The sequence below is a fragment of the Paraburkholderia sp. GAS333 genome, assembly GCF_050435665.1.
GTDB lineage: Bacteria > Pseudomonadota > Gammaproteobacteria > Burkholderiales > Burkholderiaceae > Paraburkholderia > Paraburkholderia fungorum_A.
Map to the genome: position 1 here is coordinate 66,994 of NZ_JBNDKS010000004.1, position 17,039 is coordinate 84,032.

General features: G+C 63.2%; 8 protein-coding genes. 1 reads left to right on the forward strand and 7 read right to left on the reverse strand.

Annotated elements, in window-relative coordinates; genetic code table 11:
- Nucleotides 1-42: 42 nt before the first annotated feature.
- The 5 genes from ABH945_RS22435 to ABH945_RS22455 all read right to left on the reverse strand — a co-directional run bounded on the left by ABH945_RS22435 (nucleotide 43) and on the right by ABH945_RS22455 (nucleotide 14,096).
- Nucleotides 43-9,612, reverse strand: a complete 9,570-nt coding sequence (locus tag ABH945_RS22435; RefSeq protein ID WP_429251982.1) for a YDG domain-containing protein — start codon at nucleotides 9,610-9,612, stop codon at nucleotides 43-45.
- A gap of 388 nt (nucleotides 9,613-10,000) precedes the next feature.
- Complete coding sequence (locus ABH945_RS22440; protein WP_429251983.1) at nucleotides 10,001-11,176, reverse strand: transporter substrate-binding domain-containing protein; 1,176 nt, start codon at nucleotides 11,174-11,176, stop codon at nucleotides 10,001-10,003.
- An 82-nt stretch (nucleotides 11,177-11,258) separates the two neighbouring features.
- On the reverse strand, nucleotides 11,259-12,671 hold the full coding sequence (locus ABH945_RS22445; RefSeq protein WP_429251984.1) for a DUF2252 domain-containing protein: 1,413 nt from the start codon (nucleotides 12,669-12,671) through the stop codon (nucleotides 11,259-11,261).
- A gap of 109 nt (nucleotides 12,672-12,780) precedes the next feature.
- Nucleotides 12,781-13,143, reverse strand: coding sequence for a response regulator transcription factor (locus ABH945_RS22450; protein ID WP_074769175.1), 363 nt, complete (start codon nucleotides 13,141-13,143; stop codon nucleotides 12,781-12,783).
- A 185-nt stretch (nucleotides 13,144-13,328) separates the two neighbouring features.
- Nucleotides 13,329-14,096: a hypothetical protein gene (locus ABH945_RS22455; protein ID WP_429251985.1), complete on the reverse strand. Its 768-nt coding sequence runs from the start codon at nucleotides 14,094-14,096 to the stop codon at nucleotides 13,329-13,331.
- 519 nt (nucleotides 14,097-14,615) lie between these two features.
- On the opposite strand from ABH945_RS22455, the gene ABH945_RS22460 reads away from it, so the two are divergent.
- Nucleotides 14,616-15,539 (forward strand): hypothetical protein, encoded by a 924-nt coding sequence (locus ABH945_RS22460; RefSeq protein WP_429251986.1) that lies wholly within the window; start codon nucleotides 14,616-14,618, stop codon nucleotides 15,537-15,539.
- Between the two features lie 134 nt (nucleotides 15,540-15,673).
- On the opposite strand, the gene ABH945_RS22465 is transcribed toward ABH945_RS22460, so the two are convergent.
- Together ABH945_RS22465 and ABH945_RS22470 are read right to left on the reverse strand one after the other, a co-directional pair.
- Nucleotides 15,674-16,135 carry a YidH family protein gene (locus ABH945_RS22465; protein WP_074769171.1) on the reverse strand — a complete coding sequence of 154 codons (462 nt, stop codon included), beginning with the start codon at nucleotides 16,133-16,135 and terminating at the stop codon, nucleotides 15,674-15,676.
- Nucleotides 16,136-16,145: 10 nt separating this feature from the next.
- Complete coding sequence (locus ABH945_RS22470; RefSeq protein ID WP_429251987.1) at nucleotides 16,146-17,009, reverse strand: bile acid:sodium symporter family protein; 864 nt, start codon at nucleotides 17,007-17,009, stop codon at nucleotides 16,146-16,148.
- Nucleotides 17,010-17,039: the final 30 nt, after the last annotated feature.

Below are 17,039 nucleotides of genomic sequence, written 5' to 3' on the forward strand. Positions count from 1 at the left end.
CGCGCAGCGCGCGCCGGGTCGATTGCGTGCGTTCGGACTTCATCAATGTGCGGGCAGGTGAACCCCGCCGTTGAGCACTGTCAGCGCCAGGCCCGGTTGAAAGTCGGACCGTGACACGTTGCGCTGGTTGGACTGATCCGACTCCATCTGATTGCCGGAGTAATGGCCCCGCGCGGAATCAGAGGCAGTGCCGTAGGGCGTATCCACGCCGTTTGCCCCGAGCGGCGCCAGTACATTCGCGAGCGCTCCTGAAGGTACCGGTGCGACCGGCGTCACGATGTCGGCGCTCAGGCCCGAAGGCTGCACGAGGACGTAATTGCCAGCGTCGGGACCGTTGATCGTCATTGCCGTGCCGACCGGCTTGTTGATGCCGGGGCTGGGGTCCTTGAAATAGCCCACGCTATCGTTACCGAGCGCCACGCCGTCGCTGCCCAGCACGCCGGAAAGCCGGTCGCCGGAAAGCGCGTCGAGGACGGTGCCGTCGTAGGTCCGGTTGGTTGTCCGGGTTCCCAGTACGGTGAGTGTCGCGGGCGTAATGCTGACCCAGTCAACGCCGCCCAGCAGCGTGTAGTTGCTCGCGAGCGCCGCGCCGTTGCCGGTGAGCGCGTACCCGCCGAGGCCGCCGGACGCGAACGCAACCTGGTTGCCGACATTTTTCGTGGACAGCGTCCCAGTGCCGGATAGCGTCAGGGTTTCGCCGTTCACGCCTTCCAGCGTTCCTTGCGTGCCGAACAGGCTTGCCGTCGCACTGGTGCCCGCGTCGTACACGCGGCTGCCGGTGAGGTTGACGACGAACGGCGTAATGGCGGCCGAGGTGGTTGCCACGCTGTTGAAAGTGTAGTTGCCCACATCCGCGCCGCTGCCCGCGATTCCCGTCACCAGAACGGGAATGTTGTTGCCTGCATTGGGCGTGACGAAGTTGGACGACTGCGCGCTAAAACTCACGCTATCACCGCTCAAAATTCCTCCGCTGCCCAGACTGACTGTCGCCGTGCGCGTGCCGTCATAGATTTTGTTTGCACCTGTCGCTGTCACGGTGACCGCCAGCGGCGTGATGCTGACCCAGTCGACGCCGCCAGCCAGCGTGTAATTGCTGCCGAGCGTGGAGCCGTTGCCGGTCAACGTATAGCCGGAGAGGCCGCCCGCCGCGAACGGCTGCTGTTGCCCGACGTTGTGGCTCGATACGGTGCCGCTGCCGGTCAGCGTCAGTGTCTGGCCAGCGACACCCGCGAGTTGGCCGCCGTTGCCAAAGAGGCTCGCGCCTGCCTGATTCGTGCCGTCGTAGACACGGCTGCCTGTCAGGTTCAGCACGGCCGGGAGGATGTCGGCGGAGGTCGTGGCCGTATTGTTGTACGTGTAGTTGCCGAGGTCGCTGCCGGTGCCCGCTATCCCCGCCACGGTCACGCTGATGTTGTCGCCTGCGTTAGGCGTGGCGAAGTTTGCGCTGCCGGCCGTGAAGGCGGCGCTGTCGCCCGCCACGAGGCCGTTCACGGTCAGTCCGCTGAGCAGCGCGGTCGTGGTGGCGTCGTAAGTCTTGTTCTGCGCACCGGCCGTGATCGTCAATGCGCGCGGGGTAATGTTCGCGCTCGTGACCACCACCGTGCTGCCGAACGTGTAGTTGGCGATGTCCGTCCCGTCGCCATAAAGGCCGACCGTGATCGGAATATTCGTGCCGACATTGCGCGTGATGAAGTTCGCACCCGTATAGCCGACCGATACGTTGTCGCCCGCGATAAGGCCTGTCACGTTGAAGCTCGCGAGCTGTGCTGCCGTCGTGCCGTCATAGATCTTGTTGTCGCCGATGGCGGTGATCGAGATCGGCTTCGGCGTGATGCTGACCCAGTCGCCGATGCCGTTGCCGAGCGTGTAGTTGCTCGCCAGTGCGCCGTTGTTGCCGCTGAGCGTAAAGCCCGCGATGCCGTTCGCCGCGAACGCCTGCTGGCTGTTCACGTTCTTGCCCGCGAGCGTGCCGCTGCCCGATAGCGTCAGCGTTTCTCCATCCGCGCCGGTCAGCACGCCGTTGTTGCCGAACAGCGCGGCGTTGGCACCCGTGGTGCCGTCATAGACACGCGTTCCCTGCAGGCCCAGCACGTACGGCAGGATGTTTGCCGAAGTCGTCGCGGTGGTGTTGTACGTGTAATTCGTGGCGGCCGCGCCGGTCGCCGAAATGCCGTTCACAGTGACGGGAATGCCGTTGCCCGCATTTGGCGTGGCGAAGTTCGCGCCGGTAAAGGCGAAATTCACGGTGTCGCCTGGCAGCACGCCGGTGGCAATGATCGCCGCCGTGGCGCTGGTCAAGCCGTTGTAATAGCGGTTCTCGGCGCTCGCGTTGACTGTGATCGCAAGCGGGTTGATCGTCACCCAGTCGGTGCCGCCCGCGAACGTGTAGTTGCCGGGCAGCGCGCCGCTGTTGCCCGTGAGCGTGAAGCCGTTGAGGCCGGTGGCGGTGAACGGTATCTGCGAGCCCACGTTCTTCGTGATGAGCGTGCCGGTGCCGGAGAGCGTCAGCGTTTCACCATTCGTCCCGGTGAGCACCCCGTTGTTGCCGAACAGGCTGGCGCTGGCGCTCGCCGTGCTGTCGTAAGTGCGCGTGGCGGTGAGATTCAGCACGAAGGGCAGGATGTTTGCGGTGGTCGTCGCGGTGGCGTTATACGTGTAATTGCCCACGTCGGCGCCGCTCGCTGCGATGCCGTTGACGGTGACCAGGATGCCGTTGCCCGCGTTCGGCGTGGCGAAGTTCGCGTTGCCGGGCGTGAAGCTGAAGTTGACGGTGTCGCCAGGCAGCACGCCGGTGCTCGCGACGCTCGTGGTGGCGGCGGTGGTGCCATCGTAGGTTTTGTTCTGGGCCGTTGCGTTCACGGTGATGCCGAGCGGCGTGATGTTGCCGGTGAGGCCGCCCGGTTGCGTCAGCACGTAATTGTCGGCGTCGTTGCCGCTGATGGTCATCGTCGACGGCGTGACGGCCTTGCCGTTGCCCACGTTCTTGTCGGCGAACGTGCCGGTGGTGTCGTTGCCGAGCGTGACGGCGTCGCCCGCGAAGAGTCCGGTGAGGCTCGCGCCGCTGAGTGTGGCCGCCGTCGTGCTGTCGTAGACCTTCGGGTTGACCGTTGTGCCGGTCACGCCGAGCGTCGCAGGCGTGATGTTGACCCAGTCTGTCCCGCCCGCGAACGTGTAGTTGCTGGACAGCGCGCCGCTATTGCCGGTGAGCGTGAAGCCGCCAAGACCGTTCGTGGCAAACGGCTGCGCCGCGTTCACGTTCTTGCTGGCCAGCGTGCCGGTGCCGGACAGCGTCAGCGTTTCGCCGCCGGTGCCGGTGAGCACGCCGTTACTGCCGAATAGCGCGGCGTTTGCGCTGGTCGTCGAATCATAAACACGCGCACCCTGCAGGTTCAGCACGAATGGCGTGATGTTGGCGCTGGTGGTCGCGGAGGTGGTCTGCAGCGCGTAATTGCCCGCATCGGCACCGCTCACGGTGATGCCCGACACCGTAATGCCGATGTTGGTACCGACATTTTTCGTGGCGAAATTCGCGGCGCTGTCGCTGAACGTCACGTTGTCGCCGGGCACGACGTTGGCGCTTGTCAGTGCGACCGTGGCGGTCGTCGTTGCGTCGTAGACCTTGTTGCTGCCGGTCGCGCTGACCACGATGATCGGCAACGTCGTAATGCTCGCGGTGAGGCCGGCCGGCTGCACCAGCAGATAGTTGCCTGCATCGGTGCCCGAGGTCGTCATGCTGGTGGTGACCGGCTTGCCGGTGCCCACGTTTTTGTCGTTGAACTGACCCACTGTGTCGTTCCCGAGGACGACATTGTCCGATCCCAATACGCCTTGCAGGGTGGCCCCGGTCAACTGGGCGTTGGTGTTGCCGTCGTACTGCTTGCTCTGCGCCACCGTATTCGCCACGGTCAGCGTGGCAGGGGTGACCGTTACCCAATCCGTGCCGCCGGTGAGCGTGTAGTTGCTCGCAAGGCCGGTGCCGTCGCTGAGCGCGAGTGTGCCGAAACTGGAAAGCGCCACCTGGTTGCCCACGTTTTTGCTGGGGAGCGTGCCGGTGCCGCTCAGGGTCAACGACTCGCCGTTGACGCCATTGATCGAGCCGCTCGTCGCGAACAGGCTGGAGACAGCATTGGTCGTGGTGTCGTAGACACGCGTGCCCTGAAGGTTCAGCACGCGCGGCGTGATATCGGCTGTGGTGTTGGCTGTCGAATTCAGCAACGTGTAGTTGCCTGCATCGGCGCCGCTCAGTCCGATGCCTATCACCGCAACCGGCAGATTGCTGCCGACATTGGCCTGCGAGAAGGTGGCGGTGTAGCCGGAGAAGCTCACGTTGTCACCCGCCACCAGTCCGGGGCTCGCCAGGTTGACCTGGGCGGCCGTCGTGCCGTCGTACTGCTTGTTGATGCCGGTGGCCGTCACGCCGATGAGCGCGGCGGTGATATCGGCCGTGATGCCAGTGGGCTGCGCCAGCGTGTAGTTGGCCGCGTCCGTGCCGGAGATCGTCATGCTTGTGCTTACCGGCTTGCCCGTGCCCACATTCTTGTTGTTGAAGTTGCCGGTTGCGCTGTTACCCAGCACGACGCTGTCGCTGCCCAGCACACCGCTCAGCAGTGCGTTCTGCAAAGTTGCCGTGGTCGTGCCGTCGTAGGTCTTGTTGAGCGCAATCGTATTGAGCACCGTGAGCATCGCGGGCGTAATGGTCACCCAGTCGGTGCCGCCCACGAGGGTGTAGTTGGCCGCGAGCCCGGTGCCGTTGCCCAGCGCCAGCGTGCCGAAGTTGGAGAAAGGAATCTGTCTGCCGACGTCTTTCGTCGACAGCGTGCCGACGCCGCTCACCGTCAATGTTTCGCCATTGACGCCGCTAACCTGACCGGCGCTCGAGAACAGGCTGGCATCGGCATTGGTGGTGGCGTCGTAAACACGCGTGCCGGTCAGGTTGATGACCCTTGCCGTAATCTGACCGAGCGTGCCGCTCGCCTGGGTGGGCAGGTTGTAGTTCGACAGGTTGGTGCCCAGCGCCGAGGTGTAGTCCGACGGTTCCAGCGTCGCACCGAGGCCGACGTTCGTGCCGACATTCGGCGAGAGATAGCCGCTCGATGCAGTCTGCGTGACCGTGGCGCTCTGGTTGCCGACGAAGCCCGTAATCGCGAAGTCGGACGCGCCCAGCGTCACCGATTTCGTCCCGTCGTATTCCTTGACCGGGTTGCCGATGATCGTCACCGTGAGCGGCGCGGGCGTGATGTCCGCGAGCAGGTTCGACGGCTGCGACACCGCGTAGTTACCCGCCTGGGCGCCGCTCAGCGTAAAGCCGCTCGCGGTGACCTGAAGATTGGTGCCCACGTTCGACGTGGGGAACTGACCGCTGGCGCTGCCTGACGCGAGCGTGACGCTGTCGGTGCCGAGCACGCCGGACACCGTCGCGTTGCTGCTGTTGATCGTGGCGGCGGTCGTGCCGTCATAGGGTTTGTTATTCGCCACGGCGCCGTTCACGATCAACGGCGCGGGCGTGATGTTCGCGGTGAGCCCGGTGAGCGGCTGCAAGGTGTAATTGCCCGCCGCACTGCCCGAAATGCTGAAGCCGCTCGCCGCCACGGCAATTCCGTTGCCGACACTGGATTGCGCGAACGTACCCGTGGTGGAGGTATTGAGTGTGACGTTGCCGGTGTCGCCGGCAATCACGCCCGAAAGCGACGCGCTGCTGACATTGAGCGTGTCGGCGGTCGTCGTGTCATAGACCTTGTTGCTCGCGAAGGTGTTGAGGATAAAAACCGGCGCAGGCGTGATCGTGCCGGGACCGGAGGCCATCGTCGGCAGCAGGTAGTTGGTGAGGAGCGTGCCGCTGTTGGCCGTATAGTTGCCCGGCACGAGCGAGCCATTAATCGTCCAGGTGCCCGCGTTGGCCTGCGCGTAGCTGAATTGCGCGCTCGGCGTGATGCTCGCGCCTTCGCCGCTGACGAATCCGGTGGTCTGCAGGTTGCTGCTGCCAATTCGCGCGACGTTGTCGCCGTTATAGACCTTGGTCGGGTTGCCGATGATCGTGACGACGAGTTGGGCCGGGAGGATGGTGCCCGTCCCGTATGCCGAGATCGGGAACGAATAGTTGTTCAGGTTCGTGCCCGCCCCCGGGGTGATATCAGCTTGCGCCAGCGAAGCTGTCACTGCCTGCGAGCCCGCGTTCTTCGTCGCGTACTGACCGGTGATGGTGTTCGACACCGTCGCGCTGTCCGTGCCGATGAAGCCGCTGAACGTGAAGTCGTTGGCGGGGATGGTGGCGATCGTGTTGCCGTCGTAGGTCTTCGACGGATTGTTGGTGATCGACGCCGTCACTTCACCGTTGATCGGCCGCTTCACGATGGTGCCCATGCCGGTTGCGGTGGCCGGCAGATCGTAGTTGGAGAGCAGGGTGTTCGCGCCCGCCTGGAAATTGCCCATGCCCAGTGTCGCGCTCACGCCCTGATAGCCGACGTTGGAGGTGGCATAAGCACCGGTCGCCGGAGCCGGATTCAGGGCGATGGATTCGCCCGGAATCGCGCCGAGCACCTGATAGTTGCCGGCCCCAAGCGACGCGGTCGCTGTGCCGTCGAATACCTTGGTGGGATTGTTGATGATGTCGACTTCGACGGGCGCGGGCGTGATGATGCCGGTCGGCGTCGACAGGCTCCCCGGAAACGTGTAATTCGACATTGATGTGCCAGCGGCGGGCACGAAATCAGAAGGTCTGAGCGCAGCGGTGACAGTAATGCCGGTGCCTGCGTTAGCCGTCGCATAGGAAGCCGAATTTTGTCCGATCGCGGCGCTCTGTCCGCCCACGAAACCCGAGATGGTGTAGTTCGACTGGGTCAGCGTGGCAGTGGCGCTGCCGTCATACACCTTGGTCGGCGAGCCGACAAACGTGATCGTCAGCGGTGCCGGCGTGATGTTCGCGGCGAGGCCGCTGATTCCGGCCACGGTGTAATTGCCGGCCCCCGGGCCGCCCAGAGAGAAGCCGTTGGCCGAAACAGGCAGCGCGTTGCCGACATCGGACTGACTGAACGTGCCGGTGGCCGCGAGCGTCGAGAGCGTGACAGTGCCGGCGTCGGACGGCACGAGGCCTGAGACCGTGGCGCTGCCCAGGTTGAGCGTCGCCGTGGTGGTGGCGTCATACACCTTGTCGTTGGCGGTGACACCGGTAATCGTGACGGTCTTCGGCGTGATGTTGGCGGCGAGATAGGCCGGTGGCGAAATCTCGTAATCGCCTGCTTTGGCACCCGTCAGCGTGAAGCCCGACGGCACCACGGAGATGTGGTTGCCGACGTTGGGCGAAACGAAGGTGCCCGTTGCGCCGCCTGTTTGCAGCGCGACCTGTCCGCTGTCCCCGCTGATCACGCCGAACAGCGACGCGCCGGTCGAGTCGAGCGTGGCGGCGCGGGTGCCGTCATAGACCTTGTTGCTGGCGATGAGCCCGCTGATCAGCAAAGGCGCGGGCGTGATGGTGCCGGGTCCGGTCGCCGCAGTGGGCAACGTGTAATTGGCCAGATTGGTGCCGCTATTCGCGACGAAATTGCTCGGCGTGAACGCGGCGTTGACGGCAATACCGGTGCCCGCGTCGGCGCTCGCGTAGGCAACCGAACTGGCCTGATTGACGCTTGCGCCCTGGCCGGCAACAAACCCCGTAAAGCTATAGTTGCCGGCCGTGAGCGACGCCGAAGTGGTGCCGTCGTACACCGTCGTCGGATTGTTGACGATGCTTGCAGTGAGCGGTGCCGGCGTGATGGTGCCGATGTCGGCCGACGCCTGGCCTCTCGCCTGGTAGCCATACGTCGTGATGCCGGTCGACGTATGGATGACGACGCCGGCGAAGGTCGTCGGCGAGCTCACCACGATGTCCGTGCCGGCGTTGGAGGTCGCATACGTGCCCGTTGCGCTGGCCACGACATCGCCGTTGACGAGCCCGGTCGTCTGCAGATTCGCGCTGGTCAGGTTGGCGGTGGGCGTGCCGTCGTACACCTTGGTCACGCTGCCGGTCAGGCCGGTCAGGGTGATGGTGGGCGCGAGGCTGTAGAGAAAGCCGTTGCCGGAGGCTGCCGGGGTCGTGCTGGACGTCGCGTTGTACTGGATGAACGAGGGCGTGAGCCCGTCTGCGGTGTCGAGCCGCGGGTCGGTCGAGTCGATGCGCCACGCTGCCGAAGTGCCTGTGCTGACCGCCGCCGCGCCCGCGTTGTTGATGAAATTCGCGTTCGTCGCCAGCGTGACGCCTGCGCCTCCCGTGATCGCCGCGCCCGCCGCGATCGTCAGGTTACCGGTGCCCGCCTGCATGGTCACCGCGCCCGCGCCGGTGACGGCCGCATTCACGTTGATTGCGTTGAGCGCCTGCAGCGTGAGGCTCGCCGACGCGTTGGTCCAGCCGATCGCCGAATTGACGTTGATGTCGCCCGCGCCCGGCGTTTGCACGCCAGCGCCTGTCGCGCCCGACGCCGTGGTTTGTTCGACCACGTTTGTGCCGCCGTTCAGCGTGCTCGAAATCTGGCTCGCGGCGGTGGCGTCGATGGTCAGATCGGTTGGGTCGACCAGCCAGGTGCCCGCGCGTCCTGACGGCGCCGCCGCCGTGATGTGCGCGTCAGGCGCGAGGTTGAATTGCGCCGCCGATGTTTCGATCGACCCGCCGTTGCCGCCATTCGGCGCGCTAGCATCCAGCGTGCCGCCGACGTTGACCGATCCCGCCGTCATGCTGCCAAGCAGCACGATTTTGCCGTCATGATCCGCGACGGTCTGCGCGCGGATTTTGCCGGTGTTGTTCACCGCGCTGGCGAGTAGCGCATCCTTCGCGCCGGCGGTCATGATGACCTGACCACCATCGGCCACCAGAAGCTGGCGGTTCTCGGCGAGATTGTCGAGCGTGCTGGCGCTCACCTGTATGTGAACGAGTTGCGAGCCGTCAAAGGTGAGCGTGGCCGCGCTGCCGCCAGCCAGTGCAATCGTGCCAAGCCGCGCGCTGACGATGCCCTGGTTCGACACGTGATTGCCGAGCAGCGCCACGTAACCGCCGTCGGCCGCGACAATCGAGCCCTGATTGACGATCGCGCCTTTGCCGTTACCCGCAAACACCCGGTTATTGCTGTTGAGCGTGCCTGAGTCGAGATCGAGCGTGGAGGCGACGATTCCTCCAACGTTCACTTGCGCCGACGGCCCGAACAGCACGCCGTTCGGATTGATGAGCCACACCTGCCCGTTAGCGCTCAGGCGTCCGAGAATCTGACTGGGGGTACTGCCCAAAATACGATTGACGGCAATTGAACTGCGTCCGGGCTGAACGAAATCCACGGATTGGGCCGCGCCCACGTTGAAACTCTGCCAGCTTAGCTGGAGGGTAGGGCTGCCTTGCTGGATAGTGGTCTTCGTGCCCGACTGGCTGATCGTGCCGCTGCCTGCGGTGATCTGGCCGCCAATCGGACCGCCCGCCGCGTACACCGTACCGGACCACAGGAACGGGGCGCAGGTCGCGAGGACGGTAATCACATGTCGCGCGCCGTGACGGACCGTGCTCCCGCCGTTGCCGGAGCGTCGACGCGCAAGCTCCGATGCGACGATCCATTGCCTCAACGAACGGCTCCAGCACAAGCGATAAATGTGATTCATGGTATCGCCCATCCTCGACGGCAGAATGGACATGACAGCCACGACATTGCGCCAGCCTCGTCGCCAGCCGCGATTCCTCAAGTCGTGGGGTCTGCCGGTTCAGACCCATTCGCTGTATTCAGGCCATTCTGCCCAGTGGCTGATCACATCAGTTTTAGTTAAACGGAGGCGTGTTTCTATAGGGATAAAGGGCAACGCCAGGAATTATTTTTTTCACGCAACAATGATTGGTCGATGACGAATTGGCATGTCGGAAAAAATGCCTCTGTCAATGCAACATTAGTGCCTGTTTATTGGCGTTAATGTTGCCTGTTTTTTATCCCGGCATTTAAATCCGTTCTGAAAATAAATATCTTCTGATATCCGAAATATCTTTATCGCCAAGCCACTATTTGCTCGAGGAAAACCACTTTCCGTATATCTGTTCGTAAGTTCCATCCTCGTACATGGCAAGAAGGGTCTCGTTGATCGATTTGCGCAACGGACTGCCATTCGCCACCGCGATGCCATATTTCTCGGGCCTGAATATCGGCCCCACGATGGCCAGCGCGCCATTGCCGCGTCTCGCGGTCCAGTACTGCAAGGTGGGTGCGTCATACACAATGGCCTGCACGTCTCCCTGTGTCAGCATTCGGATGCCGTCGGCGGCAGTGTGCACGTCGAGGTATGGAATGCCGCGCTGAATCAGGTATTCCGCCGCGACGGTGCCAGGCACCGTGCCGATTTTTTTGCCTGGCAGATCGTCGGGACCGCGAATGTTCGACTGCAGACGCGCAACGGTTTGCGATGACGTGACTGTCGCCGTCAGTTGGGCAATTAGCACGACGCCGATCAGCCACATCGACGGAACGAGAATCCGCTTCCATACACCCGGGACGTCGCGTTCGCCGTGTTCGCCCGTTGCAATGATCAGCATCGTGACCCATAAGCCCTCGCCGAGTGCGCGCCAATAGGGCTTCTGGAAAGCAGGATCGCGCTTGCGCTCGGTAAGCAGGACCAGGTTGGCGAGAACAAAGACGATGGCAATGGTGATGCCCACGAGTTGAGCCAGAGCCAGCCACGGGATCGACAACATCGTGCTCGTGAACGAGTTTTCGTTCTGCGTGCGCACCATGATCTGCAAGCCGGAATCGAAATAGGGGAGGGAAAAATCGACCTTCTTCTCCCGATCCTGAGTCATGGTGATCGCGGCGATGGCGACATCCACGTCGCCGCGTTGCAGCGCGGGCAATAGCGCCGGCTGCTCCGGCAGGATCTTCCACGTGAAGTCGAGGTGCAGGCGGCGTGCTATCTCGTTCCAGAGGTCGATGCTGAAGCCTTCCGGCGTCGAGGTTTGCGGCAGAACGAAGGGAGCAACCGGGGCAATCGCGACGCGCAACGGGTTGCCTGGGCGTGCGGCCGGAGAGGCGTCTGGTTGGGTCGCGTAGGCGACGGCAGCGACGTGCCTTGGGTAGGTCAGTCCGTCATGCATCAACGGTGCTGAACGCGTTTGCCCGGCGCCCATCGCGATCGACGACAGCGCGAGGTAACTCAGCGCGGCGAGCCACGAGGTCGGCCTGGTCATCGCGCTTCTCCTGAACGTTCTGGGCTGCGTGCTGCGCCGCTGAGCGATAAGCAAGCCAGCACGCCCGACACGCTCCACATCATCAGACGCGGAAATCCGCCGCCATGTCTTCGTCGCTGCGCGCTTCCAGCTTGCCGCTCCGGCATGCCCGAATGAACGTTTCATAGTCTTTCAGATTCTGGACGGCGTAGGCCAGCGCGTAATCCGTGAGCGCGTCGGCGAACCGTCCGCCGCTGCCCAGGTAAGCCGCGATTTCCACGGCCTTGCCGCCGCCCTTGGCATGCGCGCGAGCCAGCGCCCAGCCGCACAGGCGGGCGTAGCCCTGCAGGATCGTGCTGCTCATCCGCTCGACTTCCGCCGATATTTTCATGTCGCGCAACTGCCGGAAATAGAAATAGCGACCCGCCGGACCCGTCGTCCAGCCGAGAAACGAGTCGCTCGCGGCTTGCAGCAGGCGCTGACCGGTCACCACACGCTCGCCTTCGTGCGCCTGGATATCGCTCGTGAAATAGCGTGCAACGACCGACTGTCGAGCCTCTTTCACCTGCAGGAAAAGCGGCTTGCCATGGCTGTCGATAAACAGCATGACCAGGCAGAAAGTGCCGACACTGCCGACGCCGACGACCTTGAACGCGGTGTCCTGAAGCTCGAACTGCGCGATCAGTTGCCTACGTTCGGGCGAAATGGTTTGCAGATAGCGATCGAACGCGCTGGCAAGTGCGCCTTTCCACTCGTCGCTGTCGGTCCATTTCTGCTCGGTGCCGAGCAACGAATTCGGGCCGCCGGGATGGAACAGGGCCGGCGGGGCATCCTGAATCGTCCAGCGGCCGTCGCGCTCGGTGGCCATCTTGCCCAACATGCTCTCGTGCGTGCGGCCAGCGGCCTTTTCCATGGCCCGGTTGATCAACTGGCGTCCTTCGCTGGTGGCGGCAGTCTCGAGCATCCGTTCAAACGTGACGATCTCGTGCCAGAGTTCGAGCGCGCTGCATTCGGCGTACTTGTGCATCCGGTCCCGATACTCGTGAATGGCCGTCGCGACGATGTCCTTGATCGATCCTCGATCGACACCCATCTGTTCGCCCGCCACCGCAAAACTGGCCGCGAGCCGTTTGACATCCCATTCCCACGGGCCGGGTGCGACTTCGTCGAAATCGTTGAGATCGAAAACCAGTTGCCGCTCGGGCGTCGCAAAGCCGCCGAAATTCATCAGATGGGCGTCGCCGCAAACGGGAATCGTGATGCCCGAATAGGTCGTGCCGGACAGATCATGAGCCTGGAGGATGGCGCTGCCGCGATAAAACGTGAACGGCGAGACGGACATGCGGCCATAGCGCAACGGAACCAGCGAGACGACTCGCCCCTCGCTATTCTCCTGCAACAACTGGACGGGATCCCGGTCTACATTGCCGATCATCGCGTTATTCGAGCGTGGCGAACGTTCACGCGCCTGCTTTCCCGCTGCCTGCCTGTCAGCTACCGACTGGACTGTGGCCATGCTGGTCTCCTTTATCCTTTGTCTGATTCGGGCATTGATTCGCAGGCAATACGGCCAGTGTTGTGCACATCGTCCTGATGACGTGTCCATTGGCTCGAAGTGGCGAATCTCATTGCGCGGCTCTTGCAATAGCATCCAGAAATGCCTTGGCGATGAACGGCTTGATCAGGAGTTCCTGGGAACCGGCGGTCGCGACCGCGCTGCGCGTCGCCGGGTTGTCGTGAGACGTGATGAACACGGCGGGCGGCCGTGGATCAGCGAGTTGTTCGTAGAATTGCGGGCCCGACAAGCCGGGCAGTTGAACGTCGAGTACGAGGCAATGCGGCACGCGAGGCTCGTTCGACTGCGCGTAAGCCTCAGCACTGTCGAATTGCAGCGTGTCGAACCCGGATACGCGCAACAGGCGTTGCAGAGCGCGACGCATGCCCGCGTCATCTTCGACGATCACGATCAGGTGTCTGATTTCTTCCATTGGCCGCAAGATCCTTGCGTCAAGTATCGCGTGCGCCAATCTTCGGGGCTATCCGGGAATCGGGCAATCCGATTGCCCCTCGGGGCAAACCACGACCAGTCCCCGGCGTTGGCTGCACCCCGATGGAGCCTGTCGCGCGGGGTCGGCCAACGAGTGAACAGGCAGCAGCACCGCCCCTCGCAGAATCAGGGCTTAGGCAGCGATAACGTCGTACTTATCAGGTTTTGCGGCACTACCCGAATGATGCCGTGTCGCGGACTGTCTATATCCGCGATCAGCATGAACGACAGCGATACGGTGATCGGCATGATTAGCAGAAGACGTCCCTGGTGTTTCGAATTTTCCGCGCCATAGCCCACCAGCATATTGGCGAACACGCCTATCGAGAGCAGCAATATCCACGCGGCCACCGGGACGCGATTCCACCACGCAGCCTGCGTATAGCCCTGCGTGTTGATGACGTCGTTCATGCCCGCGACCGCGAGCGCGGAAACAGGATTCGGCTGGGTCAGGGCTCCGCTGGCCGCCGCGTTCCACAATTTGCCTTGCAGATTCGCCGTGGCGGCGTTGATCTCCGCGAGTCGTTGTTCGTCCTCGGCCTGGTAGAACTGGATGCGCAAGTCGAGATACCGGGCGAGATCCGTGCGAATCGCCGCGGCCGCGCTGGCCGGCAGAAGATCGGCCCGAATGAATTCGGTTCCGATGGCGTTGGCTTCTTCCTCTTCATAATTTTTCCGCTGATCGTAGCGGTTCACCGCCATGGAGAGGCTGAAACCGATGACCAGCGCGAGCAGCGTCAACGTCGCGGATTGAACCAGTTTGAAGTCGTCGCGCGAGGTATCGCTGATCGGCATGCGCGGACGCAGCACCGCGCTGCCGATCCAGCCCGCAGCCGACATCAGCACGAGCGAAATAAAGAACAGGACGATGGGATGTCTTATGAGTTGCTGCATGCGTCCTCCCATAAGTTGCTGGTTGCTCGCAGCGCCATGCGCGAGCGGGCGGCTCGCATCGCGGTGGTCCGGTTACCGCGTTTTACACCGGCAGCGGTCGGAACGCACGACACCAGAGGTGCGATTTAAAAGCGCGATCGCGCAACCAATGTAAATGATCATCCCCCTGAAAGGAAAGGACTGGATCCAATGTTGCCCCACGGGGCAACCGGATTGCCCTAACTACCTATGGTGACGTGCGGGTGGATGAACAACACTCCGAACAGCTCGTTGGAAAAAGTCGTAGCCGTCCGCGCATCTGGATCCAGGCCATCTGCCGGGAAAGATATTGCCTAACGCAATCGATCACTGCGGTCTGTTTCGTCCATGCAGCTGAGCCGGCATTCCATCCTCCGCGCCGTCGTGCGATTCGTGTCGCAAAGCGGCACAGCGCCTGACACCGGTTCGCAAATCGCGACTATCGATTGCCATCGACGTGCTCGCCACCGGTGCATCCGGCTTCTCGTTCAAGGATTGCTTTTGGCGAGCGCTCAATGGCTCGTTCCGGGCAGTGCCTTGGCACAAAGCGCGTCGACTTTTACCGGGCCGGACGTGCAACGTCGCGCGAACGCCGTGCTCGCGCTACTGTCTTTCTCAGTCACGCCCGATCTGTCGGCGAGTACGCTGGGCATTCGCAATGGTTCGACCGGCAACCCCTCGTTGAACATGACCCAGTTCGGCGGCGGCTTTACGCTGAGCCAGAGCTTTCCGCTGTACCTGGAAGGCGCGCTCGGCGGGTCTCGTTACGATCCGACGTTTGTCACCTCGAACGGGCAGGAGCAGCGCGCGCTGCCTACACGCTGGACAAACGTGGCAGCGACGGGCGGAATCGGCTGGGACTTTCCGCTGAACGAAAAGAAGGATCTGGTCATCCGGCCGATCTTCAATTTTTCGTTGGGCGAGGTGTTGAGCGATGCGAGCGCCGCGCAATTCCTGATCAACCACAAGACGGACAGCAACATCGACTTCATCCGCAACGGTTCCCTCAGTGCGTATGGCCTTGGCGGCTCGCTGATGCTCGGCTGGTACCCTCGCCAGGAGCCTTATGAGTTCGATCTGGAACTGCGCTACACGAACATTTATCTGCAAAGCTTTGGCTCTTCCAGTGCGGTGCGGGGCTCGGCCAGCGCGCAGTCCACCAACCTTTATGCACGCTGGCGCGCGCCGACCGGCTTGCTCGCATTGCATCGGCCACTGCGTTACGTGCTCGAGCTGTCCCATTCCACCTACCTCGGCAGTCAGGCGAATATCCTCGGTTTCAATCAGCTCACGTCGCTGGGCGCGGGTCTTGAAATCGATACGGGCGCTGTGACGAAGCTCTTCTCGCGCTTTCGAATCGTCGCGCGTTATGCGTTCGGCAAGGACGTGACGGGTGCATCGCTGGGGCTGGCGCTCAGCTTCTAGGCGCGAAATAGTCTATTCGCAAAGGACCGTACCAAACGACGCTGCGAGTCGGGCGTGGTTGCCTCATACACCCGCCGCGCGTACTCGCAGCAAGCGCATGTGCATTTCGCTTTCGCGGCCGTACGTTGCCGCCTTCAGTCGAGCACGATAGAGACTAGAGCGAACGTGCCGAGAGCCGACACGGCGATGGCGATCCAGAAAGCGAGGTTCCATTGCGGCACGAGCCCCTCGCGACGTAACGCGCTGACCCGGCGCGCGTGCTGAACGACGGCGGCAAGCAGGGCCACGGTACCGATGACGACCATCGCCGTGCCCACCATGCGCGGCGACCAGGTCCCACCAAATCGGCCGACGATGGGCGCGCCGTTCTCGTGCACCAGGTATTCGAAGAATTTCGCCAGCGTGAAGCCGAAGCTGATCATCGAGAGCGATGTGCGCAGCCAGGCCATCAGCGTGCGTTCGACGGCGAGAAAGGTGCGCTCGACCGCCAGCGAGGTTCTCGCCCGCGTTTGCAGCGTGCCCTCGTCGGGCTTCACGACTGCGGCGGCATCGGTGCTCGGTATCGCCGCAGGATCGCGGCCGCCAGGCAAGGTCATGTCGTCTCCTTCATGGCGAGCCGGGGCGGACGACCGAACGGCGGCGTTGCCATCTCACGTAAGGAATGACCAGCACGGTACACAGCAGAAGATAAAGCGCGAGCGTGGGCGCAAACTGCTCGCCAGGGTAGCTGGCCGTCGAGATGGCCAGCGCAATGGCGGGATGGCGCGAAGCGGTCGACAGCGCCAGCACCGACGCATGCTCCGGCGCCGGACCGCCGAGCCAGTGACCGACGGCAAGACCGACCACCACGAACGCCGCGATGGACACCACGGTCCACAGGCTGGTGGTCAGCCAGATCGCGTGCCACGTCGTCGCGAGCAGGACGAGCGACGCCGCGAGCAGCAGCACGGTGGCGAAGCGGTGGATGGGCTGGCTCACGCTCGCGGCGATACCTGGCATCAGCTTCGCGACGACGAGCCCGAGCGCGAGCGGCGAGATGATCATCTTCAGGACGATTGCCATGATCGCGACCGGTCCGACGCCCTGTGGCAGCGCGAAAAGCCAGTCGAGGAGCACGAGCGTAAGCGGCACCGTGACGATCGACACCAGCGCGAGCACGACGAGCAGGCCGAGGCTATAGGGTGCGATGCCGCCCGCTTTCTCCTGCTTTTTGGGTAGCATCGGCGGCACGGGCGAAATGGCGAGCGCCGTGAGCACGACGGCTGTCGGCAGCCGCAGATCGAGAAAATAGACGCACGCGCCCACTAGCAGCGGCATGAGCACCAGCATCGCGATGAGCGAGCGTAGAAGCAGCCCGGGCCGATGGACGATATACAGCATATCGTCGCGTTTGGCCTGAAGGCCGTAGGTCAACACCGTCCCTGCGATCGCGATCTTGAGCGCGAGGAGAATCAGGGCCTTGGCGTCCATGGCCTATCCTGGTGTCCGGGGAAGAACGGA